General features: G+C 58.6%; 23 protein-coding genes and 3 pseudogenes. 19 read left to right on the top strand and 7 right to left on the bottom strand.

The window, feature by feature from the left end:
* The first annotated feature begins 53 nt into the window (after window positions 1-53).
* Window positions 54-740: a response regulator gene (locus GH784_RS17840; protein ID WP_003517435.1), complete on the top strand. Its 687-nt coding sequence runs from the start codon at window positions 54-56 to the stop codon at window positions 738-740.
* Between the two features lie 2 nt (window positions 741-742).
* Window positions 743-2,029: a HAMP domain-containing sensor histidine kinase gene (locus GH784_RS17835; protein ID WP_153793652.1), complete on the top strand. Its 1,287-nt coding sequence runs from the start codon at window positions 743-745 to the stop codon at window positions 2,027-2,029.
* Window positions 2,030-2,120: 91 nt separating this feature from the next.
* Here the strand turns inward: GH784_RS17835 and GH784_RS27805 are convergent.
* A pseudogene (locus GH784_RS27805) lies at window positions 2,121-2,279 on the bottom strand (nucleotidyl transferase AbiEii/AbiGii toxin family protein); the annotation flags it as partial.
* 30 nt (window positions 2,280-2,309) lie between these two features.
* Window positions 2,310-2,753 carry a helix-turn-helix domain-containing protein gene (locus tag GH784_RS17830; protein ID WP_019565673.1) on the bottom strand — a complete coding sequence of 148 codons (444 nt, stop codon included), beginning with the start codon at window positions 2,751-2,753 and terminating at the stop codon, window positions 2,310-2,312.
* A 69-nt stretch (window positions 2,754-2,822) separates the two neighbouring features.
* Between GH784_RS17830 and GH784_RS17825 the strand changes: the two genes are divergently transcribed.
* Window positions 2,823-4,058 (top strand): MFS transporter, encoded by a 1,236-nt coding sequence (locus tag GH784_RS17825; protein ID WP_019565672.1) that lies wholly within the window; start codon window positions 2,823-2,825, stop codon window positions 4,056-4,058.
* 200 nt (window positions 4,059-4,258) lie between these two features.
* Window positions 4,259-4,852, top strand: a complete 594-nt coding sequence (locus tag GH784_RS17820; RefSeq protein ID WP_153793651.1) for a zinc-binding dehydrogenase — start codon at window positions 4,259-4,261, stop codon at window positions 4,850-4,852.
* Window positions 4,853-5,021: 169 nt separating this feature from the next.
* On the opposite strand, the gene GH784_RS17815 is transcribed toward GH784_RS17820, so the two are convergent.
* Window positions 5,022-5,753, bottom strand: coding sequence for an SDR family NAD(P)-dependent oxidoreductase (locus GH784_RS17815; protein ID WP_019565670.1), 732 nt, complete (start codon window positions 5,751-5,753; stop codon window positions 5,022-5,024).
* Between the two features lie 72 nt (window positions 5,754-5,825).
* Complete coding sequence (locus tag GH784_RS17810) at window positions 5,826-6,407, bottom strand: TetR/AcrR family transcriptional regulator (RefSeq protein ID WP_153793650.1); 582 nt, start codon at window positions 6,405-6,407, stop codon at window positions 5,826-5,828.
* A gap of 246 nt (window positions 6,408-6,653) precedes the next feature.
* Between GH784_RS17810 and GH784_RS17805 the strand changes: the two genes are divergently transcribed.
* From GH784_RS17805 to GH784_RS17790, 4 genes are all read left to right on the top strand, one after another.
* Window positions 6,654-7,166, top strand: a complete 513-nt coding sequence (locus tag GH784_RS17805; RefSeq protein ID WP_019565668.1) for an RrF2 family transcriptional regulator — start codon at window positions 6,654-6,656, stop codon at window positions 7,164-7,166.
* 11 nt (window positions 7,167-7,177) lie between these two features.
* Window positions 7,178-7,930, top strand: coding sequence for an SDR family oxidoreductase (locus tag GH784_RS17800; protein WP_153793649.1), 753 nt, complete (start codon window positions 7,178-7,180; stop codon window positions 7,928-7,930).
* Between the two features lie 13 nt (window positions 7,931-7,943).
* Entirely contained in the window at window positions 7,944-8,381 is a 438-nt protein-coding gene (locus tag GH784_RS17795) for a cupin domain-containing protein (RefSeq protein WP_003517453.1), read from the top strand.
* Between the two features lie 92 nt (window positions 8,382-8,473).
* Window positions 8,474-8,920: a carboxymuconolactone decarboxylase family protein gene (locus tag GH784_RS17790; RefSeq protein ID WP_153793648.1), complete on the top strand. Its 447-nt coding sequence runs from the start codon at window positions 8,474-8,476 to the stop codon at window positions 8,918-8,920.
* Between the two features lie 265 nt (window positions 8,921-9,185).
* Here GH784_RS17790 and GH784_RS17785 read toward each other — a convergent pair whose 3' ends face one another.
* Window positions 9,186-10,163 carry an oxidoreductase gene (locus GH784_RS17785; protein WP_019565666.1) on the bottom strand — a complete coding sequence of 326 codons (978 nt, stop codon included), beginning with the start codon at window positions 10,161-10,163 and terminating at the stop codon, window positions 9,186-9,188.
* Between GH784_RS17785 and GH784_RS27480 the strand changes: the two are divergent.
* The 7 genes and pseudogenes from GH784_RS27480 to GH784_RS17755 form a co-directional block, all read left to right on the top strand.
* Window positions 10,162-10,746, top strand: a pseudogene (locus GH784_RS27480) (cupin domain-containing protein); the annotation flags it as partial. The gene GH784_RS17785 and the pseudogene GH784_RS27480 sit on opposite strands and share 2 nt — an antisense overlap.
* Before the next feature lie 266 nt (window positions 10,747-11,012).
* Window positions 11,013-11,195 carry a helix-turn-helix domain-containing protein gene (locus GH784_RS27475; protein ID WP_246670470.1) on the top strand — a complete coding sequence of 61 codons (183 nt, stop codon included), beginning with the start codon at window positions 11,013-11,015 and terminating at the stop codon, window positions 11,193-11,195.
* A gap of 423 nt (window positions 11,196-11,618) precedes the next feature.
* Window positions 11,619-12,590 (top strand): alpha/beta fold hydrolase, encoded by a 972-nt coding sequence (locus GH784_RS17775; protein ID WP_153793647.1) that lies wholly within the window; start codon window positions 11,619-11,621, stop codon window positions 12,588-12,590.
* A 64-nt stretch (window positions 12,591-12,654) separates the two neighbouring features.
* Window positions 12,655-13,400, top strand: a pseudogene (locus GH784_RS17770) (alpha/beta fold hydrolase).
* The gene (locus GH784_RS17765) at window positions 13,397-14,269 is read left to right on the top strand and encodes an alpha/beta fold hydrolase (protein ID WP_153793646.1); all 873 of its coding nucleotides are present in this window, start codon (window positions 13,397-13,399) and stop codon (window positions 14,267-14,269) included. The pseudogene GH784_RS17770 and the gene GH784_RS17765 overlap by 4 nt, the downstream one beginning before the upstream one ends.
* A 27-nt stretch (window positions 14,270-14,296) precedes the next feature.
* Window positions 14,297-14,974: an isochorismatase family protein gene (locus GH784_RS17760; protein ID WP_019565661.1), complete on the top strand. Its 678-nt coding sequence runs from the start codon at window positions 14,297-14,299 to the stop codon at window positions 14,972-14,974.
* 53 nt (window positions 14,975-15,027) lie between these two features.
* Window positions 15,028-15,657 (top strand): pyridoxamine 5'-phosphate oxidase family protein, encoded by a 630-nt coding sequence (locus tag GH784_RS17755; protein ID WP_111790975.1) that lies wholly within the window; start codon window positions 15,028-15,030, stop codon window positions 15,655-15,657.
* Window positions 15,658-15,685: 28 nt separating this feature from the next.
* Here GH784_RS17755 and GH784_RS17750 read toward each other — a convergent pair whose 3' ends face one another.
* Window positions 15,686-18,397 (bottom strand): ATP-binding protein, encoded by a 2,712-nt coding sequence (locus GH784_RS17750; protein ID WP_153793645.1) that lies wholly within the window; start codon window positions 18,395-18,397, stop codon window positions 15,686-15,688.
* Window positions 18,398-18,731: 334 nt separating this feature from the next.
* Between GH784_RS17750 and GH784_RS17745 the strand changes: the two genes are divergently transcribed.
* The gene (locus tag GH784_RS17745) at window positions 18,732-19,520 is read left to right on the top strand and encodes a GNAT family N-acetyltransferase (protein WP_236775938.1); all 789 of its coding nucleotides are present in this window, start codon (window positions 18,732-18,734) and stop codon (window positions 19,518-19,520) included.
* Here the strand turns inward: GH784_RS17745 and GH784_RS17740 are convergent.
* Window positions 19,489-20,106, bottom strand: coding sequence for a TetR/AcrR family transcriptional regulator (locus GH784_RS17740; RefSeq protein ID WP_113556452.1), 618 nt, complete (start codon window positions 20,104-20,106; stop codon window positions 19,489-19,491). The genes GH784_RS17745 and GH784_RS17740 overlap by 32 nt on opposite strands.
* A gap of 54 nt (window positions 20,107-20,160) precedes the next feature.
* Between GH784_RS17740 and GH784_RS17735 the strand changes: the two genes are divergently transcribed.
* The 3 genes from GH784_RS17735 to GH784_RS17725 are packed head-to-tail and all read left to right on the top strand — an operon-like array spanning window position 20,161 to window position 23,290.
* Complete coding sequence (locus tag GH784_RS17735; RefSeq protein ID WP_080850459.1) at window positions 20,161-21,174, top strand: saccharopine dehydrogenase; 1,014 nt, start codon at window positions 20,161-20,163, stop codon at window positions 21,172-21,174.
* 52 nt (window positions 21,175-21,226) lie between these two features.
* On the top strand, window positions 21,227-22,237 hold the full coding sequence (locus tag GH784_RS17730) for an alpha/beta fold hydrolase (RefSeq protein ID WP_127966499.1): 1,011 nt from the start codon (window positions 21,227-21,229) through the stop codon (window positions 22,235-22,237).
* Between the two features lie 21 nt (window positions 22,238-22,258).
* Window positions 22,259-23,290, top strand: a complete 1,032-nt coding sequence (locus tag GH784_RS17725) for an ankyrin repeat domain-containing protein (protein ID WP_019565654.1) — start codon at window positions 22,259-22,261, stop codon at window positions 23,288-23,290.
* Window positions 23,291-23,335: the final 45 nt, after the last annotated feature.

Below are 23,335 nucleotides of genomic sequence, written 5' to 3'. Positions count from 1 at the left end.
TTACGGGCGTCAGGCCTTAAAGAATTCAAGCATCGACGCGACGGATGCAAGACATGCCTAAGGTGCTTTTAATCGATGATGACATCGAGCTTACAAATCTGCTCTGCGAATACCTGACCGAAGAAGGCTTCGCGGTTGACACCACAGACGACGGCAGATCCGGTGTCGTTGTAGCAACAACGACACCGGTCGATCTCATTGTCCTCGATATCATGATGCCCCGTATGAACGGCCTCGATGTGTTGCGGAAAATCCGGCAGGTTAGCGATGTCCCGGTTCTGATGTTGACGGCCCGCGGTGATGACATTGATCGTATTTCCGGGCTTAATCTTGGCGCCGACGACTATGTCGCCAAACCCTGTTCGCCGGGAGAACTGGCCGCTCGAATCCGCGCGATACTTCGTCGATCTAGCCGAAGCGAACGGGATGGTGGGCTGGAGGTGCTGAAAACGGGCGCGCTGACGCTATATCCTTCAACCCGTAGAGCCGAGTGGTCCGGTACCCAGCTCGAACTGACCGGCACCGAGTTCAGTCTGCTCGAGGTGCTTGTCCGTTCTTCCGGCCAGTTGGTGTCCAAACAGGATATCTCGTTGCGCGCCTTCGGCAAGCCACTGACCGCATTTGATCGCCGCATCGATGTCCATATCAGCAGTATCCGCCAAAAGCTCGGAACCCGCGAAGACGGGCAGCCGTGGATTCAGGCTGTAAGAGGCCGCGGCTATCAGCTGTTAGAGGGCTAGTGATGCATCGACTATTCTGGAAATTTTTCAGCGTGGTCTGGCTTGCCATGGCAGGGTCGATAGCACTGCTGTTTGCAATTAGCACCATGTTCCAATCCCCTTTTGAAGAAGAAGTCGCCAACCGCGAACACAGGCTTGCCCTGGAAACAACGGCCCAGGTCCTGCAATCAGATGGATATGACGCTGCAAAGAAGCTGGTGGCAGCCATGCAGCGTACTGGTCGCGAATTATCCATTCGCATCAGCCCGGTTGGTCCAGCATTCGACTGTGGGGTTAAGGCGGGACATGATCTAGTTGTGAACGCGGTGAGCGACGGGAATTGCTACGAGGTCCAGATCGCCGGCTCGCCTCAGGGTGTTATTTCAAAAACCTGGCCGCGGACAGTGCCGTGGTTAGCCGCCCTCATGGCAGCGGCGGCAGCTGCCTACTGGCTCGCCCGGTACTTTATCACCCCCGTGGAGCAGCTTCGATACGGGTTGCGAGCCATAGCCAATGGCCAACTCGATGTTCGAATAGCGCATACAATTGGCAGCAAGCGCGACGAAGTTGCCTCTCTGGCGCACGACCTCGACATTACGGCAGCACGCCTTCAGGAACTCCAGATTGCACAGCAACAGTTGTTTCACGATGTCTCTCACGAGATACGTTCACCCCTTTCAAGATTACAGGCGGCTATCGGCGTCTTGCAACAAAACCCGGCGCGGTTGACCGCAATGATCGAGCGAATGGGAAGAGAAGTCGAACGCTTAGATGAATTGGTCGGGGGAATTCTAACTCTGGCGAGGCTTTCGGAACGAAACGCTCCGCGCTTTGATCGACAAACGCTGGATGTTGTCGATCTCGTGAGGGAGATTGTCGAGGATGCGAGTTTCGAAGGTCAGTCACGCGATATTACGGTTCAATATGAAGGCGTCGACACATTCGTTGCTTCCGTCAACGGTGAATTGATTTACCGGGCGCTAGAAAACGTAATCCGCAATGCAATTGCCTACACAAGAGACAAGACATCTGTTCTCGTCACTTCGGAAGTACACGGTCAGCAACTTTCACTCTCCATCCAGGATGCGGGACCTGGCGTACCGGACGCGGAACTGGACGCTATTTTCCAACCGTTCTCACAGAGCTCCACCGTCACGACGCGCTCGGGCTTTGGCCTCGGCCTCGCCATCACCCGCCGCGCTGCCGAATGGCATGGCGGTTGCGCAACGGCCACCAATACGCCGTCAGGTGGACTACGCGTGGAAATCGTGATCCCTGCGAGTTCCCGAGATTCTAGGGCGGTGATTTAACCGCCCATCGTCGCTATTGGATGGAAGCTGCTGCTGTTTCTCTTCCCCGGTCAAGATGAACTTCGCCACCCCTACAATTTACCCAGCTTTACACGACGTCTAAAGCGCTTAACGTCTGGCTCTCTATGGATGTCTGTGGATTCACCTGCAGGGTATAGCCCTGTGTTGTCGGGTTCAGATATGGGAGGACCTGCGGATCATTGACGAAAATGTCGATATCGAAGCTTTCACGATGGTTTATCTGGAGCATAAGGGCGGTGTCACCGCCGGATGGTTTTGGTTATTGAGAGCTCCTGCTTCGGTTCGGCTTTTTCATCTTCCCGTGTTTCCCGCCTCGTTTGCCCGCCACATCCACAAGCCGCCGAAACGTAGGACACTCCATATGGGAGGGCGCCGGGCAATCGGCGACATGGCGGAGCGTAGCGCGTAGCGCCGTCAGTTCGCGGATTTTTTGGTCAATTTCGTCGGCCTTGGCGTGGATCACGTCACGCGAGATGTTTGGCGTTCCGTTCTTGCTGAACATCCCACCGATCTCCTCGAGCGAAAAGCCCGCCGATTTGCCCATTGCAATCAGTTTAAGCTGCAACAGCACTTCAGGCGGAAACTGTCGCCGCAATCCATGGCGGGAAATTGAGGAAATCAGTCCGGCTTCCTCGTAATAGCGCAGCGCCGAGGGCTTCATCCCACTCTTTGCCGCGACCTCTCCAATATCCAGAAATTTCATGCTTGACCTCAAGTCGGCTTGAAGTGGCAGCCTGCTCTCGAACGAATATCGAAGCAAGTAGGTGAGACGGTGGAACAGACAAAATCATTCGCATTGGAAAAGGAAAAAACCGGAATAACGGTCACATTGGCGCTCGCGATGCTGCTGGCCTCGCTCGGCACTAGCATCGCCAATATCGCACTGCCGGCGCTGGTTGACGCCTTCGCCGCACCATTTTTGCAGGTTCAGGCGGTGGTCGTGGCCTATCTCGCAGCCATGACCGTGTCCGTGGTGATCGCAGGACGACTTGGGGACAGCCGCGGGCTGAAGCCGATGCTGGTGGTCGGTCTCGCCGTATTTGCCATCGCCTCACTGCTGTGCGCCATTGCACCGAACCTGTCGTTGCTGATCGGCGCGCGGGCGCTTCAGGGCGTAGGCGCGGCATTCCTGATGACGCTCGCCATGGCGCTGATGCGCCAGACCGCAAACGAAGCGCGTGTCGGACGCGCCATGGGCCTGCTCGGCACGGTGTCGGCGCTGGGCACCGCGCTCGGCCCTTCGCTCGGCGGGCTGCTGATACCGGTCGCGGGATGGCGCGGCATCTTCTGGGTGCAGGTGCCGCTGGCGGTTCTGGCCCTAGTGCTGGCAATCAGGCTGCTTCCGGCCGGTCCTGCCAAGGCAAAGGCGCTGTCTGTCACCCTTTGGTCGGTCATGACCCGGAACCTTGTTACCAATCTCCTCGTCAATATCGTGGTCGCTGCGGTCATGATGACGACGCTCGTGGTCGGTCCCTTCTATCTCGTCATCGCACTAGGCCTTACGGCGACACAGGTCGGCTTCGTCATGGCGGTCGGCCCGGTCATTTCCATCTTCAGCGGCGTTCCGTCCGGGCGGATGGTCGACGCTTGGGGCAGTGGCCGCATCCTCGCCATCGGCCTTGCCCTGCTGGCCGCCGGATCGTTCCTGCTGGCGCTTCTGCCAAATCGGATTGGCGTCACCGGTTATGTGATCTCCATCATCGTGCTGACGCCCGGCTATCAACTCTTCCAGGCCGCCAACAACACCGCCGCCCTGGCCGAGGTCTCCAAGGACCGCCGCGGCACGGTGTCGGGCTTGATCAGCCTGTCGCGCAATATCGGTTTGATTGCCGGTGCGTCTGCCATGGGGGCGGTCTTTGCCTTCGGCGTGGGGATGGAAGAGTTCGCGCGCGCAACCGCGTCGGCCATCGCCTCCGGAATGCGGTTGACCTTCCTGCTGGCGGGCGGAATGATGCTCGTTGCAATCGGGATTGCGATCAGACATAGCAACCCCATTCCTCCGCCTTGAGGTCGCTGGGAGAAGTGACAGCCGTCGGAAACGAAGTAACCGGCTTTGCCGTCGGCGACCGTGTCATGGGGATGTCGGCGGCGGGGCCTATGCCCAGTGTGCGCGGCTCGATAGCGGGATGGCGGCTGCCATTCCGACCGGGATGTCCTTCATCGAGGCGGCCGCAGTCATGGAAAGCTTCGTCACGGGCTGGGAGGCTCTTGCACATCTCGGACAAACCGCAAAAAAGCGAGACCGTTCTCATTCATGCTGCTGCAGGCGGCTTCGGATCGGCGGCAGTCCAGCCCGCCAAAGCGGCAGGAGCAACCGAGCTAGCCACCGCTTCGGCGGGCAACATCGGGAACGTGCTTTCGCAGGGCGCCGAAGCCGTGTTCGATTATCAGCGGTCGGACTTCGAGGCGGAGGTCGTCGATGCGACGGCATCCTGTGGGGTCGATCTGATCATCGACTTTGTCGGCGGGTCCTACCTCGTCCGCAACATTCGTAGTCTTGCTCCTGGTGGTCGGCTTGTCCAAGTGGGCCTGTTGGGGCGAGATGACAACGCCATCATTCCGCTCGGGACTGTCCTTCACAATCACTTGCAATTGCTGGGCACGGCCATGAAATCCAGATCTCGCTCAGAAAAGAGAGCTATGATCCGCCGGTTCAGGGACGATGTGCTGCCAATGATGGGCAAAGAACTTCAGCCCGTTGTCGGGGCACTGTATCCGCTCTCAGCTACATCGGATGCCGATCGCCGGATGGAAGCCGGCGGAGTGTTCGGCAAGATCGTTCTTGACGATTTTCATGGGTGATGCCGGATACGCGGGGAGCTCTTGGACTGAGTGGAACTCGCGAATTGCATCGCGATAAGCCAAAAGATTGACCGCCGGTGAGTTTTGCCCAGCAGACTTTTGCACGAGGAAAGATGCCGGAGTGGTGGAGAGGGCCGCTGTGAACGGCCCTACCCCTGGAGCGCTGAATTTATAGCGTCCAGCCTCCGTCGATTGTCAGGCTCGATCCTGTCATGAAAGACGTGTCGGGACCCGTAAGATAGGCCACCATTCCCGCAATTTCTTTGGGGTCGGCAACGCGCTTCAAGGGGCTGCGGTCAGACAACATCTCAATGGCGCCGGCGTTCATGTCAGTGTCCGTTGGACCAGGTTGGATGTTGTTGACGGTGATGCGCCGCGGAGCTAGATCAAGGGCCAAGCCTTTCACCATCGCTGCGACCGCAGCCTTGGAGAATTGGTAGACGCTTGCTCCCGCCATTCCAGTCCGTTCCGCCGTGTTCGACCCGATCGTTATGACGCGGCCGCCATCCTTCATGTGCGGCACTGTGGACTGGATGGACAAGAAAACGCCGCGGATGTTGATGTCGATCATTAGATCGAGCTCTTCGAGAGTGACAGCATCCACCCTGTTGAGCCGCAAAATCCCTGCATTGACAACGACGGCGTCGATTGGCCCGAAGATGTCGACAGTCTTTGCCACCGCGCCACGAATGGCGGCAGCATCTGCGCTATTGGCCTGGATGGCCACCGCGCGGCGCCCACTCTTCTCGATCTCGTTCACGAGCGCCTGTGCGCTGTCCGGTCGCGAAACATATGTGAAGGCGACATCGTAGCCGTCTTTTGAAAGTCTTTCGACCGCAGCCGCGCCGATACCACGGGCACCTCCAAATACGAGGGCGGTCTTTCGTTCGTCGATTGTCATGGGATTCTCCTTTTATTGACAGATCAGTCCATAATTGAGCAAATCAAAAGCCTCCTTGTTGCGGAGGCCGCGTTATGGTTTTAGACGCTGTGTTGCAAATCGTGCCATCGCCTTCAGATCGAGAGCTTTTGCGCCGCCACGCGCAGCCACCTGCAGGCCGGTCATCGTCATCTGAATGAACGCGGTAGTTTCTTCAGCGTCGAGAACGGGATTGATTTCCCCCGAACGCTGCCCCTCCAACACTCTCTCCAATATGCGTCGACCTAACGCCGCACTGGCAGAGCTGCGGCGCGAATTAAGGTCCGGGTCTGTCACGCCAAACTCGCCAACTGATCCAACCCCCATGCATCCCAGCGCCCGCTCGCAATCGTCTTCCGACACAAGACCGGAAAGCAGGTCTTCGATGCCTTTTATAGGCGATGTCGGGCCGCTCAACCTCATGACATGCCCAGTGTTTGTCCGCTGCTGATAGGTATCCAGCGCTTCCAGATAAAGAGTACGTTTGTCGCCAAAGGCGCCGTAGAGGCTTTGTCTGCCGATGCCCATCGCCACACGCAGATCATCGGTAGAGGTCGCGGCAAATCCCTTTGCCCAGAACACCCTCAGGGCTTTCTCCAACGCTGCGTCGCGGTCAAATTCTCTCGGTCTTGCCATGCGGACGACGTACCAATTATTGATTGATCAGTCAATAATTAAATTCCCACCATGCGGCGGAGATATTCCGGGGCAAGTGCAACATGTTCGGGCGTCGATGAGAGTGCGAGCTTCCTGACTATGGCAAGCCCCGGCCGCCGGAGCGCGGTTTTCTGTCATATTCCGAATTTTGAGCGGTCTACGTGATCCCGGATTGACATCGAAGTTAATCGTGGATATTTTATATCCACGATTAGGAGATGCACCATGAAACTGAGCGAAGGCGTCGAGCAGGCCATTCACTGCACGGCATTCCTGGCGGGGCTGTCCGAAGACGGCGTCCTGTCGGCGGCAGCACTGGCTGAACTCCACGGCGTATCGACGAGCTACCTCCTCAAGCATCTGCAGGCGCTTTCCGGCGCCGGGATCGTCGCAACGACGCCGGGTCCGAAGGGTGGATATCGGCTGGCCAAGGCGCCAAAGGACATCACGATGCTCGACATCGTCCTCGCGGTCGAAGGACCAGCGCCCGCCTTCCGGTGCGCCGAGATCCGCCAGCGCGGGCCGAATCCACTTCCGGCGCGCTACTTCACTAAGCCCTGCCAAATCAACGCCGCGATGCTGAAAGCCGAGAAGGCCTATCGCGCAGAACTCGCCAAGGTGTCCGTCGCGGACCTTCTGGCGGACCTTGGTGCAGCCGACGACGGTGGAATCGCCGCACGGGGATGCGCCTTCCTTGAACTCCACGAACGCAAGACGGGCAATCGCGCCTCGTCATAGGAGATAGCACCATGACCAAGATGAAAAAGGTCGTCGTCATCGGCGGCACGGGCCTGATCGGCTCGAAGGCAGTGAAGCTGCTACAGGACGCCGGCCACGAAGCCGTCGTCGCAAGCTCCCGCAACGGGATTAATGCCTACACGGGCGAAGGACTGGCCGAGGCGCTTGCGGGCGCCGACGCCGTCATCGACGTGTCGAACATGATGTCTTTCGATAAGGCCGTCATCACCGACTTCTTCGACAAGTCGAGCCGAAACCTGACACGTGCCGAACAAGCCGCGGGCGTGCGCCATCACGTCGTCCTCTCGATCGTCAACGCGGACCGCCTCGCCGCGAACTCATACATGGCCGGCAAACTCGCCCAAGAATACGCCGTCGCAGCATCGGGCCAGGCCTACACCATTGTGCGCGCGACACAGTTCCACGAATTCACGGAGACACTGGTGGGCGCCTACTCGGCCGACGGCGCAGTGAAAGTCCCGGATATCGACTTCCAGCCGATCGCGGCCGACGACGTCGCCGCTGCTTTGGTGGAAGCCGCGCTCGGGGAGCCGAAGAACGGATCCGTCGATCTTGCCGGGCCCGAACGGGCACCGTTCGAATCCTTCATCGGGACCTATCTCGACGCCAAGGGCGACGCTCGCCCGGTCAACGCCGACGCCGCCGTTGACTACTTCGGCGCTCCCGTTGTCGCCGGCTCACTGGTTCCCGACGGAGACTACGTCAAGGGTGCGATCACGATCGCCGAGTGGCTCAGAACATAGGAGGGAAACAATCATGAAGACCATCCTCCATGCCGCTTCAGCCCTTGCGGTCTCTCTGGCCACAGCTTCCGCTCATGACGTTGCCAAGCCTGGACTTGCATATGACACGAAGGACGCGAAGGTGACGCTGGTTTACGAGCATCCCCTCCCGGACGTTCCCGGAAAGAGCGTGAAGGGCGTCCTCGTCGAGTACGGCCCCGGCGGCTACAGTTCCGCTCATACGCATGCAAAATCCGCCTTGATCTATGCGACGGTTCTCGAAGGCGCCATCCAAAGCGCCGTGAACGGTGGCGAGACGAAGACCTTCATCGCCGGGCAGAACTTCACCGAGCTGCCGGGCGACCGCCACGACGTCAGCGCCAACGCCAGCAAGACCGAGCCGGCGAAGCTGCTTGCCGTCTTCGTCGTCGATACCGATGACACCGCCCTGACGACACCGCGAAAGCCGTAGCGCTACCTACCAGACCCACCCCCTCACCTAGCACAAGCAACGACGGTTTCTCCGGCGAACGGAGAACCGTGTCCACGAGAAAGGAAAACAAAATGTCCCGCATGAACTGGTCCGAAGTCGCCCCCGAGGGTGCCAAGGCGCTCTTCGGCGTCCATCACTACGTCACCAAGAAAACGAACTTGCCTGAGGAGCTGATTCATCTCGTCTTCCTGCGCGTGTCGCAGATCAACGGCTGCGCCCATTGCATCGACAAGCATAGTCGCGATCTGCGCAAGACGATGTCCGTCGATAAGATCACGCTTGTTCCTGTCTGGGATGAGGTGCCTCACCTGTTTAGCGACCAGGAACGAGCAGCACTGGCCTGGGCTGAAGAAGTCACGAATGTCAGCCAGACCCACGCCTCGGACGAGGCCTATGCCGCCGCAGCCGCAGCTTTCGAACCGAAGGACCTCGTCGATCTGACGATCACGATCGCTGCGATGAACGCGTTCAATCGTCTCGGAGCGCCATTCCGGCTTCCGGTTGCAGCCAAGGCGTGATCGCGCTAACAGTGCAACCGCATAGGCACCTCCCTGCCGGGCCGTCGAGGTCCGACAGGGTGTTTCGACCTGCAGATGCGACCATCCCGGTCGCCATCTCCCAGACACGGAAGGCATTATCCGGATCGAACACTTCAGAGTGTTTATGAAGGTGAGCCGCTGTTTTACTCCTGCGTGGAACCGACTGACCACGATGTAGCAGGCCTTCGACTGACCGAAGGCCTCGCCTGACAACACCGCAAATCACTCGTGTGCCGATATGCGCTCAGCCTCGACGATCACCTACTGACAAGCCCGTTAAATGCTCAGAAAGCAGCCAGAGCCGTTCAGCAGCCTGTGGATCCATGGCCCAAGGCGCCACACCTCTGGTCCCATCCGTCTCCGCCTGCGGCAGGGCGACTTCGCAATCTTCGCAGTAGACGCCACCAATACCGTTGAGTTCGGGTCGCGTTGCTGCCCAGACGCTTGTTGCTGCCCCTTGTTCCGGCGTCTTGAGATCACGCGATGGATCGACTCGACGATTGCCATCCTCATCGTAGACATCAAAAGAGTTGATCTCGTCTTCGGTAAGATGGCGGGCGAGATCGGTCAGGATGATGCCCGGGTGCAAGGAAAATGACCGTACGCCACACCCTGCTCCAAGCCGATCAAGTTCAAGCGCAAACAGAGCATTTGCCGTCTTCGCCTGGCCATAGGCCTGCCACTTGTCATAAGGGCGAGCCTTGAAATCAATGTCGTCGAAATCGACTGGACCGATTTGATGGCCGCGCGATGACACAGAGACCACCCGCGCGTTGCCAGCCTTGACCAGCGCAGGCCACAGGCCTGCAACCAACCGGAAATGGCCGAGATGATTGGTGGCAAACTGGCTCTCGTGCCCAGCCTGATCCCGGGCAAGCGGCGTCGCCATGATGCCGGCGCTGTTGACCAGGATTGAGATGGGCATGCCCGCCGCAACGATCCTGTCAACAAAGGCGGCAACCGATGCGGGATCCGCAAGATCCATCGCTTCGATAACAACATTGTCGATACCGGCAAGTGTGCGTTCGGCCTTTTCGCGATTGCGAGCCGGTACGATGACACGAGCGCCGGCACCAGCGAGCGCCCGCGTCGTCTCGACGCCGAGACCGGAATAGCCGCCGGTGACAATCGCCGTCTTGCCGGAAAGGTCGATACCCTCGGTGACCTCGCGTGCCGTGCTGGATGCGCTGAAACGAGATCCAATAGGTTTCTGTTCGGACATGTTGTTACTCCTTCATTTGTGGCTCTGGTGTCCGTCCCCTATATCGGGTAGCTTCTCGGAGTCCCCAGCCTGCAGGATCCGGATTTCTGTCGTGATCGTCCAAAACATCCAGGATCCCCTGTCCGACGTGCTCAGCGCCATCGATGCGCGTGCGCTGTTCTCCGTGCGTTTTGCAGCCGGAGGCGCGTGGTCTGTTGCTTTTCCACCACCGGGCTACCTCAAGTTCAACGCAGTCCGTGAAGGCGTTGCCTGGCTGATCTCGGAGGGAGAGGCACCGTTGCGCATTGAAGCCGGCGATTGTCTTGTGGTCAGCGGCAAGGCGTTTACGCTTTGCAGCGATCCCAACGTGACGCCGATAGCGGCGGCAGAGGTATTCGCCGGGGGTAATCTCGATGTCTCAGTGGGCGATGGTCGGGATTTCGTGCTCCTCGGTGGCAGCGTCAACCTCGATACCGTCGATGGCTCACTCCTCACCGACGCCCTGCCGCCTGTTGTAGTGATTGACCACGAAGAGGCCGGACCGATTGGCTGGCTGCTCGAACAGTTGGACCTGGAGTGGAACAGCGCAGCACCGGGTGCTCGCGTCGCCTGCAACGACCTGTTGCGGCTGGTGTTTATCCACGTCCTGCGTGCCTATATGGCGCGCCAGACATCACAGCATCCCGGCTGGCTCGCCGGCCTTGCGGATGCCCGTCTGGCGCCGGCACTGCGGGCCATCCACGCCGATCCATCGCGCCGCTGGACGGTAGAAGCACTGGCGTCTCTTGCTGGCCAGTCCCGCTCCGGATTTGCCGAAAGATTTCGTGCCACCGTCGGAGCACCGCCGATCGACTATCTCGCGAACTGGAGATGCGGCTTGCCGCCGCCCGGCTGCGGCGTGGCAACGAGCCACTGCCACGGATTGCACAGTCGCTCGGCTATGGATCCGACAGCGCTTTTGCCGCCAGGTTCCGCCGCGCCATCGGCCAATCGCCGGCGCGTTACCGTTCCCTTTATCGCGACAAGATGCAGAGTGAGGTTGTCAAGTCGTGACTGCTGGTTTGCCACTAGCCGGTCTGGTGCGCAGGCAGATGCAGCGTTGCAGCAAGTCCTCATTGTTTGCGACCGCTTTCAATTTGGACACACTCCGCATCATACGCCTTGACAGGAATCGAACCCAGAACCGGCAAACCGAAGAACTTATCACGCTGATCCTACCGCAAAAACACTCTCTATGACCGTCAAAGCTATCGGTCGTTTAAAGAACCGCAGACGTGGAGAGCTTCCCATGAGGCTGCTTAAACGGATCGGCTTTCGTTTGGATCGAGCCATTCACGCTGCTCATTGTTAGTGCTTTGACGGCCAACTGTTCAACTTTTTACCCTTATTTATCCCAGGCCCGAAGACCGGCGGTGCTAGTCCTTTTTCCAGAGGCGCTGATGTGGATCGGCACCCAATTTGGAAAAGGAAAGCATCATGAAAAAGCATCTGCTCGCCACTGTCGCACTTCTCATGGCCATCTCTCCCGTTGCGGCTGAAGCCCGCTGCGTGCCGAACACCCCAGTCATCGCCGCGAAAGCCGTTCCCGTCATTCAGTACAAAAACATGACGATAGATGGCGTAAAAGTCTTTTATCGTGAAGCCGGCCCCAAAGACGCACCGGTGCTACTGCTTCTGCACGGATTTCCGACCTCGTCCCATATGTTCCGCAACCTCATTCCGCTGCTTGCAGACCGCTACCGCGTGATCGCGCCTGACTATCCCGGCTACGGTCAGAGTGATGCGCCCGACCACACCAAATTTTCCTACACATTCGAGAACCTGACCAACGTCGTCGACAAGCTGACAGAAAAAGTCGGCGCCGATCGCTACAGCATGTATGTGATGGATTACGGCGCACCGATCGGATACCGGCTCGCGCTCAAACATCCCGAGCGGGTTGAAACCCTGATCGTGCAGAATGGCAACGCCTATACCGAAGGCCTTGCCGCGTTCTGGGATCCGATCAAGGCCTATTGGGCCGAGAAGACGCCGGAACGCCGGGAAGCGCTCGCCGGTCTGGTTACGCTCGAAACCACGAAATTCCAGTATACCGACGGAATGGGCGATGTCTCACATATCAGCCCCGACAACTGGGTCGTCGATCAGGCCTTGCTCGACCGGCCGGGCAACAAGGACATCCAGCTGGATCTCCTGGGCGACTACGGCAGCAATGTACCGCTTTACCCGCAATTCCAGGCCTTCTTCCGCGACAACGAACCGCCAACGCTGATCGTCTGGGGCAAGAACGACAAGATCTTTCCGGAACCTGGCGCGCACCCCTATCTTCGCGATCTCCCGAATGCCGAGATGCACATTCTCGATAGCGGCCATTTCGCCCTCGAAGACAAGCTCGATGTGATGGTGCCGCTCATCCGGGATTTCCTCGACCGCAAGGTTTGCAACTGATCGATAGCCAATCCGTTCCGCGGGGCCAGCGGCCCCGCAACTTCCCCCATCAAAGGAAAAGATCATGACCAGTCCCGTTTCGGGCACCCAGACAGCTGTGCCCCGTCCCTCTCGATCGTCCTCGTGCACGGCGCATTTGTCGATGGCTCCGGATGGCAACAGGTCCATGGCGAACTTGTCGACCGCGGCTTTGAAGTGCTCGTCGCTCAACACCCGACGACCTCGCTTGAAGGCGACGTTGCCGTGACCGAGCGCCTGATTGCCGCAGCTCGCCACCCGGTTCTCCTGGTGGGCCACAGCTACGGTGGAGCCGTCATCACCGAGGCTGGCGTCAACCCGAAAGTCCAGGCTTTGGCCTACATCGCGGCTTTCGTGCCGGATGCGGGCGAATCCGTCGCCGCTCTGAACGAAGCTCCGGAAGAGGCCGGCGAAACGAAGGCACCGTTGCTGCCGCCGCAGGACGGCTACCTCGTTGTCGATCCTGCCAGCTTTCCGGAAGCATTTGCCGCCGATGTCGACATCACGACCACGCGCTTCATGGCGGCGGCGCAGTTGTCCTGGGGCCTTGCAGCGGTCATAGCACCCCTTACCCACGCAGCTTGGAAGACCAAACCCAGCTTCTATCTCGTCGCTTCCGCCGACAGGATGGTGCCGCCTAGCGCGCAGCGCCGGATGGCCAAGCGTGCGAGTGCTGCGATCACCGAGATCAACAGCAGTCACGCCGCGATGCTGTCGCACCCGCAGGACGTCGCGGCGTTCATCGCAGCCGCCGCCTTGGCCGCAACGCCGACCGAAGGTGCCGGACAATGACCCGGCCCGTCACCCATCACCGAACCACCAGCGTTGAAGGCGTCGAAATTTTCTACCGCGAGGCTGGAGAGAAAGGCGCCCCTGTCGTGGTGTTGCTGCACGGCTTTCCAAGCTCTTCGCACATGTACCGCAACCTCATCCCAGCGCTTGCCAACCACTATCATGTGATTGCGCCCGACCTTCCGGGGTTCGGTCTGTCGGCAATGCCGTCTTCCAGCGAATTCGAATACAGCTTTGCCACTTTCTCGGATGTCATCGCCGGTCTCCTCGAACAGCTGGGCGCCGAACGCTACGCGCTCTATGTCATGGATTATGGCGCGCCAACCGGGTTTCGTCTGGCGCTCGCGCATCCGGATCGGGTGACCGCCCTGATCGTCCAGAACGGCAACGCCTATGAAGACGGCATGGGGGATTTCTGGGGAGTGACGCGGGCTTACTGGGCCGACAACGGCCCGGTAAACCGCGACGCGCTGCGGCCTTTTCTATCGCTTGACGGGACACGTTTCCAATATCTCACTGGCACAAAAGATGAGACGCGGATCGATCCGGCGGCATGGTTATACGATCAATTCTTCCTCGACCGCCCGGGCAGCACGGACATCCAGCTGGACATCATCTACGACTATAGGACCAATGTCGGGCTCTACCCCGACTTCCACGCCTATTTCCGCGCCCATCAGCCGCCGGCCCTGATCCTGTGGGGCGAAAATGATCCCATCTTCCTGCCGGAAGGCGCACGCGCCTTCCTCCGCGACCTGCCCGAAGCCGAGCTTCATTTTTTTGATACCGGACATTTCGCCCTGGAGGACAAGGCGGACGAGATGATCCCGGTCATGCACGACTTCCTCGCCCGAAACCTGATCCGTTAATTGGAACCCAAGAAAAGGAAAATGACCATGTATAACAGCAAATCCAAGCCGAGCGTCCTTCCCACCGGCGGCGGCGCAGCCCTCATCGATCCCTCCGACGCGCTGATCCTGCTTCTCGACCACCAGTCGGGGCTGTTCCAGACGGTCAAGGACATATCCGTGTCTGATCTGCGCCGGAATGTGGAGATGATCGCCAGGCTCGCCACTCTATTGAACATCCCGGTGATCACCACTGCTTCGGAACCTGCCGGCACCAATGGTCCACTGATGCCCGAGATCCATGAATTGGCGCCGCACGCCGACTATGTGCCGCGCAAGGGAGAAGTAAACGCCTGGGACAATGACGATTTCGTCGCAACCGTTCGCGCAACCGGCCGCAAAACTCTCATCATGGCAGGCGTCTGGACCAGTGTCTGTGTGATGTTTCCGGCGCTCGATGCCCGCGCTGCTGGCTACGATGTCTATGCGGTGCTTGATGCCTCGGGGGATCCGAGCGAAATGGCCTCGCGGATTTCACTTGCCCGCTTCGTGCAGGGCGGCGTCAAGCCGACATCTACCAATGCATTGCTGTCTGAGCTTCACCGCACCTGGGCGCGTCCCGAGGCTGCCGAGCTTGGCAAGCTCTACGGACTTGCCGCACCGAACTATGCCGCCGTGGCCGAGAGCTATGCCCGCGCGCAGCAGGCCGCTAGAGAGGCAATCTAGTACTTTGTGCATCCGACGCCCTGCGAACAGACCACACTTTAGGGAGATATGATATGAGTTACGGTTTCATGGATATCGCGATCACGCCTTCAGTTCGCAGGGCGCAAGCGGAAATGGGAGCGGATCATTTCTGGTCCGACTTCAAGGGACACCGCGAATTCGACCGGTTCACGGCACAGGAGACTGCATTCATCGCACAACGCGACAGCTTCTACATGGCCTCCGTTTCGGAAACAGGCTGGCCTTACGTTCAGCATAGAGGCGGGCCTGCCGGCTTTCTCAAGGTCCTCGACGATCGCACACTCGCCTTCGTCGATTACCGCGGCAATCGCCAATATATCACCACCGGCAATCTGACAGAAAACGACCGGACATGCCTGTTCCTGATCGACTACCCCGCGCGCACCCGGCTGAAGATCTATGCCCGTGCCGAGAAGCTGGCCCTTGACGCCGATCCGGTACTTACCGAGGCCATCACCGATGGTGCTTATGGAGCCAAGGCTGAACGCATTTTCAGGTTGAAGCTCGAGGCGTTCGACTGGAACTGTCCGCAGCATATCGTGCCGCGTTACACCGAAGCCGAATTTTTGGCCGCCTCGCGACATCTTCTGGACAAGGTCGCTCAGCTTGAGCAGGAAAATGCGTCACTGCGGGAGCGCCTCGACTTGCGACGAAAAGACTAAGCACAAACCCAGGGTGAGTGCAGCAAGGTCAACCAAAGTCCGTTGCATCGATGGCAAGCCGGGTCCGTTTGGTAGCAGCACCTGCACCCATGGCGCGGGCACGATCCAATGACGTCTGGAAATAGCGCATCGCCTTGTCGGGCCGACTGTTTCCGGCTGCAATCATTCCCGCAACGCGCCAAAGATCCGGATGCCACCAACGCTCTTCACGTATGCCAGTTTCTGCAAGCACGGCGCGCAGACTATCCTCCGCAAGCTGCAGTTCGCCTGCGGCAAGATATGCCTCCGCCAACAGGCTCCGGTAGAAGGGGACGCGAGCACGCCAGTTCCCCCGAAGCAATCCGTTGATACTGTCTTGCATCAGGGTAAAGCCTGCCTGCTCACCTCGAGAGGACTGGATAGCACCGGCGAAAAACTTGGCTGTCCCCTCGTAAATGCCGACGCTTTCTCGCCGGCTGACGTCGGCCAGTTGGTGCTGAAGCCGCGAAGCAGTTTCGAGATCACCCTCCACGAAAGCGATCGGAAGGGCCGCAAGCGAAATTGCATTGCCCAAGGAGATCATGTGATCGAGATCGGCGGCACGATCGATCGCCTGACCGGCCAGCCGGGAGGCACGATCAGAATCACCCTGTAACCAAGACAGAAATGCCTGAGAAAAACGAATACCGGCAGGCAAATCGACCTGGAACCTGGACAAGCCATGCCCTTCCTCCAGGTGACCCCAATCATCCATCAGCGCCTCCAGGTCGGCCGATGCCGAATTGAACTCGCCTGCATAGATCTTGATATGCGCTAAAAGTCGTTTGCCGTCGGGCGCCGTCGACCAGTCCAGAGCCTTTGCTGCCGCAAACTCGTTCATGCTGCGCAATGCCGTGCGGGGCCGGCCGGAATAGGCCAGAAAAACGGCCTGTCCGCACACCGATCGTATTTCAAATTCCTCGTCGCGCGACCCGTTCGCATGAAAGATGCTTTCGCGCCAAGCATCATCGGTTTGCGGGTGCATGTGGCGCGCCAGTGTCATGGCCCAGGCCCGAGCCGTGGAGAGCCTGGCTCGGCCCAGTGGCGCGAGCCCCATGAGGGCAGCGCTGTTTGACCCGGCAAGGTCGATGGCCTCCAGCATTTCCCTAAACGCCGATAGTTCTTGCCACAGCGGCAAGGCAGCGACCACCAATTCGACACCCAAAGCCGCATCGCCTGCGGGATCAAACGCCCAACCGATGGCCGCGCGAACGTCGTCGATCTGCCTCCGATATTTGCCGAGCCATTCGCGAGATGTCTGCGACGACCAATCCCGTTCGGCAATCTGCAGCTTGTCCTTTGTTCGAACGGCAAAATGTCGTCTTGCCTTCTCTCTGTAGAGGGAACCTGAAAGACGCCGCGCGGCATAGGCACCCGTGCTTTCGGCAAGTCTGTAATGCACAGTCCCGCCGTCGTATTCCGCTGATACCAGCGACTTTGCCACGAGCTGCGACAGTGCGTCTCGCCCGGTCATCGGCTCCAGGGCGCCGGCGAAATACATCGCCTCCACGTCGTCGGAGTTGAAACGGCCGGAAAATACCGAAAGCAGACCGAGCAAGACCGCCTCACGGTCAGGAAGAAGCCGATAGCTCCAGTCGAGCGTCGCCTCCAAGGATTGGTGGCGCAAGGGTGCATCCCTTGCTCCCCGGCTCATGGTATCAAAGCCATCCCTGAAGAGGTCATCGAGCGCAGAGGGTGCAAGAACACTGGCCGTACCGGCGGCCAGTTCGATGGCGAGTGCCAAGCCGTCCAGCCGTGAGCAGATCGAAACAACACTGCGGACATATTCATCAGTAGGCTTTATATCGCCTAAGCCGTACGCCTTTGAAATGAACAGCTGGATTGCCGGAAACTGTAGCGCGTCGCTGATGGACATTGTCGTCGTCTGGTGCGGATAAGCCAATCCTGAGAGAAAATGAATCTGCTCGTGCCGCGTCCGTAACGGCTCGCGGCTGGTCGCAATGATCCGCGCCGAAGGAACGTCCGCGGATATCCGCTCAACGATCGTCGCGGCCATCGCGACAACGTGCTCGCAATTGTCGATGATGAGAAGCAGCCGGTTGCTGCGAAGGACGTCGATCACGCCTGCGATGGGATCATCAAACCCAAGCGACACGCCGAGGGCAGACGCGATCGCCGGAACCACAAATCGCGGGTCGCTCAGCGTCGAGAGATCCGCAAAGGCGATGGCTTCGTTTGCCCCGCAGGATTGCTCAGCAACCGTAACCGCAAGAGACGTTTTTCCCGCGCCGCCTGGCCCGACGATGGTGACGTAACCCGCTTGATCAAGCTTTTCCGAGATCTGCCGGGTCGCTTCATCGCGGCCGAGGAGCGGCCGAACCTGTGGTGCCGCGATATAATGGCTTGTGCTGGCAACCACTTGCCGGGCTGGCGCCGGGCGATCGCTTTCCAAGGCGGCGACGAACTTGTAACCTCGCCCAGCAATGGTTGCGATGTACTCCATAGAAGGATCAAGTTCGGCCAGCGAGCGTCGAAGGTTGCCGACATTGACCTTCAGGTTATGGTCGTGGACGATATAATCTGGCCATACATGCGCAAACAGATCGGCTTTGCTGACAACCTCGCCCGCCCGCGCCACGAGCAGGGTCAGAATGTCGAAACCTCGCCCACCGAGGCCGACGGGTTGCCCCTTGTACAGGAGGGATTGAGCTTCTGGCAGAAAACGGAAATCTCCAAACTGGAAAGCGGTCTGTTTCGACAATGTCTGTAACCCGAGATCGTGTGACACCCTGCTCTCACAATTCAAAAAATCTAACGATATACCGCGCTGGCCAGTTTTCAAGGCGTATGGAGACAGGTTGCACCGCAGGCTGGCTCAAGATGAAGGTTGCCAGGCCTCTTCGCAGATCTTCGATGGTGTTGGAAGATCGTCTAGCTCGCTCAAAATCGCTCAACGCCAAAGTCGGCGCAAATCCTCATCAACGGCATTTCTGGCCCAGACGGGCGTGCAGGATTCGCCGATGAAATTGTTCTATTTTTAATCCGACGGTTCCGTTATCTGCTTTCGGCGAAGTGTCGGCCATTGGAGTACTCTCTTGGATTCTTGTTCTTCTGATCAGCCCTGCCTCACGCAGGAGGATGCCATTGAGGCCAAAGCTTTCATTGATCTGCACAAGGCCGCCCGCGGCCGATTGACGGACGAGGAGCGGTTCGCATGCGTTTCCATGAATGGTGGATGCACGATCTCACTACCGAGCGCGCCTGCGATCGGCCTCAACCGTATCCTTGGCCTCACCACACGTGAAGATCTCGACAAGGCCTACAGCTGGATGAGGGGAAAGACGGGGAACCGGTTCTTACAAGTCAATGCCGACACTGCATCGGACGAGCTGACACAGTGGATCGAGACGAAGGGGTTGGTTGCCTACGGACCTGGATGGGCGAAGCTTCGGCGATCCACGGACACGGTCCCTCTTCCATCGCCAGGCACCGTGAAAACACGAAAAGTTCGGCCCGACGAAGCCGAGGTATTCGGCGCCATGATGTGTGCCGGTTTTGGCTTTCCGGAAAGCCTCACTGCTCTATGGGCAGCAATCGTGGGACGCGACGGATGGTCTTGTTTCTACGCGTTGGATGGAGACACACCCGTGGGAACAGGAGCGATGTTCGCTTCAGGATCCTTCGCGTGGCTCGGCGGTGGAACGACCGTGCCGAGCTTTCGAAATAGAGGTTCACAAAAGGCCCTAATTCAGCGCTGGGTGTTTTCTCGTATAAATATGTCCGAAGAGTTCGGCAGCGAATGCTCTTCCCTCAACTCGGCTATCTCTCGGCCATATGAAGCGGCACCTCTACCTACGCTTTACCCTGGGCCACAGCTCCAATAAGATTCGAAAACACCCCCTCGGCCTCGGAAGCGGAGCAGTTTCCCCGTGTAACAGCGCTTGTCAACGCGTCTCCTGCCGCAACCAATGCCGCGCAGGCCAATGCCAGCGATTCCGGCTGAAAGTTTGAGTGAGGCCGTAAAACATCCATGAACATTTCGATCACAGCATCGACTAGCTCTTGGTACACGTTGGCTTTCTCCTCGCTTCCTGCAAGCGCTGCGCCGACAGCATGAAATTCGTCACCTTGGTCGGTTCCGCAGGCCAGATAAGTTTTAGCCAAAGCCAATATAGTCTCTTTCGCCGGTCGATTTCCCTGAGCCATAAGTGTGCGAAACGCGGCAATGCGTTCAGTGTCTATCCAACGATAGAGTTCAATTAACAAACCCGTTCTGGTCTCGAAGTGCTCGTAGGTCACAGGTTTGGAAACGCCCGCCCGCACTGCCAGGTGACCTAGTGTCAGCCGATCAGCACCTTCTTCCCGAACGATCAGGCGCGCCGTCTCTAGTAGCTGCTGACGCCTCTCGGACTTCGAAAGTCGGCCTTTAGTCCTATTGTCGATGGCAGCTTTTTGCTTTTCCACTTGCATACCTACTTTTAGTAACCTACCATGTGTAGGAATCAGTAAACCACAGGTATCGTGATGTTACAAGCTTCTGGAAGTCTCCACGACCCAATACTTATTATCGGCGGCGCCGGCGAGGTTGGGCGATGGGCCACACGCTTCTTGCGTGAGCAATATCCTGATGTACCAATCCTCATTGGCGGTCGCGACGAGCAACGCGCGATACGAGCAGCAGCAGCTGTCGACGGCGCGTCTGCGGTGGTAGTGGACCTCACTGCCTCTGACCTGGGGCTAGGCGAGCAACGTGTCTCGGCGGTCGCAACGCTCTTTACGGACAAAACCGGGGCAGCTCTCCGCTGGGCCCAACAATTGGGCGTTGGGCACGTCAACATCTCACCAAGCATAAGCGAGCTGGGCTTGGAAACTGCTACATTCATGCAGAGACCTACCGCCGCGCCAGTCGTCCTTGGTACAGAATGGCTCGTTGGTGCGACAAGCGTACCGTCACTCTTGTTCGCCCGAGAATTTGGTCGTCTGGAAAACATTCATATCGAGGCAGTGCTCGATGAACAGGATGCGTTCGGACCTGCAGCGAATGCAGATCTTGAGCGCCAGATGTATGCGGGTGCTGCCGCTCTTTTGAGAACGGTTGGCGCGTGGCGATGGTACCATGGCGCCGAGACCAGATCGAAGGTGCGCGCAATCGACGGCACCGAGTTGGACGCGAACGTGTTTTCGCCAAACGACGTCTTGTTGTTGGCAAACGCAACCGGCGCTCCTGATATTCGGTTCGACCTGGCCATTGGAATGAGCTCCACCCGCCGGAATGGCGGACCGGTATCGACTGAAATCATTATCAACCTTTCGGGCCTGGATCACGCCGGGCAGCAGCTTCGGAAACGTCACGCGATCGTTCACCCCGGGGGGCAGATGCCGCTAACGGGTCTGGGTGTCGCGCTCGTTCTTGAACGCTTGGCTGGTCTCGCGGGCGATACGCCCCGACCGGGCCTCTATTTCCCAGCCCAGCTCATCGACCACTCCACATACTTTGATCGGCTTCGCGCATCAGGCGGTGAAGTCATTGAATTGTAGCCGATCCAACACGCGCTGCAAGGCTCGGATCAAGCATAACCTGGAGCAGAAAATGAACCACACTCATAAAGCATCAGCCGCCACGGATCATCCCGTACACCATTCGCAAATCGAGGCCAACGGAGCCTCTTTCCATGTGGTTGAACAAGGCCGCGGTCCAGTAGTGCTCTTCTTGCACGGATTTCCAGACACTGTGGAAACGTGGCGTAGCCAGATGCAAGTTGTCGCAGAAAACGGATACCGCGCGATCGCGCTCGACATGAGGGGTTTCGGCGACAGCTATGCCCCGAACGATCCCGCACTTTACAGCGGGGCCCTAATTGTTGGCGACCTGATTGGCATCCTTGATGCGTTGCAGGTGCCTACCGCAACCATCATATCCCATGACTGGGGTGCCGACCACGGACAACGGGCGATGGTCATGCGACCGGATCGTTTCAACGGCATCATAACGCTCGGCATCCCGTTCCTGCCGCGTGGCGAGCTGAGTACATGGGACTTGCTACGCAGTCGCGGTCTCGGCGATCTCTATTATGCTTTCGACATGATGAAGCCGGAGACGGATGACCGTATCCGTGATGCCAGCAAGACTATTCCGAGTGCACTTTATTGGCTCTCGGGCGAACCCGCCGAAGGAACCGGCTGGGACCCCATCGACGCAAAGCGGAATATGTTTCGACCTGCCCCTGACGTGCTGCCGACTTGGGCCGATCCAGCCTATGTGAAGCACAACATCGACACGTTCCAGCGAACGGGATTCAGAGGCGGTCTGAACCAGTACCGTGGCGTGCAGGCGACGTTTGAGCATCTCGCCGCGTACAAGGACGTACTGATCAAGCAGCCATCGCTTTATATTTGGGGCGATGCAGATGGGTTGTGCCGACTGTTCCACCCGGTCCCACCAACCGTGGAAGAGATGCGCAAGACAGCGCCCGGGCTCGTCGATGTCGTGCGCCTGGAAGGTGTAGGTCACTGGCCTCATCATGAGGCCCGCGAACGCGTGAATGCCGAAATCATCAAATTCCTGAACGGCCTGAATGCCGCCGTTTCAGCAACTGTCTAATCGATCAAGGAACATAGAACCATGATACTTTCTCACGCACTTCGTACAGGCGATCTTGCTTCGGTCAAAGAAGCTATCGACGCCGGGGCGGACGTTAACGCTAGAGGCCCCGATGGTCTCACGCCGTTGATGATCGCGTCTGCGCTTGGGCAGGCACAAGCTGTTGCTTTGCTCCTTACTGCCGGCGCGGACGTGCTGACGGCGGACCCTCGAATGGGAGCAACGGCAATCCACAAAGCGGCACAGTCCGGCAGCGCCGACGTGATCGGGATTCTGCTTGACCACGGAGCCTTCATCAATCAGCAATCGCCAGTTCTTGGCAATACCGCATTGATGGATGCCGTGCTTCACAAGCACGAAGCTGTTGTGCGGGTTTTGCTGTCGCGCCGCGCGCGCACCACGATACGGAATTACTGGCAACAGACCGCGCTCGACATCGCCAAGTATGACGACCTGAAAGCAATCGCAGCGCTGATTGAGGAAAGAGATGAGGCGGATGAAAAGCACATCGCCAGCTTGTCGATCATCTCATCAGTCAAGGCCGGAAATATTGAGGAGGTGAAGCGGCTGATCGCAGATGGCGCGGATTTTGAGGTTCGGGTGCCGATAACCGGGACGTTCGATGACGACTACACGCCTCTCGGTCTTGCAGTTCGCGAAGGTCATGCCGAAATCGTGCGCCTATTGCTGGATGCTGGGGCAGATCCTCGCCGCACCATCGGTCTCATGCGCGGTTCGCCACTTCACGATGCTGCCTATTTTGGGAAGGCGGATCACATCGATATTCTGACGTCAGCAGCAAAACAGGGGGACACACAGATTGAGCTCGATGCGCAGGGTCCTTACAATGGCCTGACCGCTTTGCACGATGCTGTTTGGCATGGATACGTAGATGCAGTTGCATCCCTTGTGCGCGCTGGTGCTCGCCGTGATCTGAAAACTCACTCGGGCCTAACACCACTGAGCCTCGCTACTCTCTATGGCTATGAACCGATCGTTGAAATGCTGAGCAGCGACAGTCAGCAGACCGGATCCCAACCAGAAATCCGTTGAGTTAACTCGTTGAGCTCTCAAGGGCGCGGCGATGGAAATTAAAGA

Origin of the sequence: Agrobacterium tumefaciens, from assembly GCF_009649785.1 — a bacterium.
Classification (GTDB): Bacteria; Pseudomonadota; Alphaproteobacteria; order Rhizobiales; family Rhizobiaceae; genus Agrobacterium; species Agrobacterium tumefaciens.
This window is presented reverse-complemented; position numbering and strand designations above follow the sequence as displayed.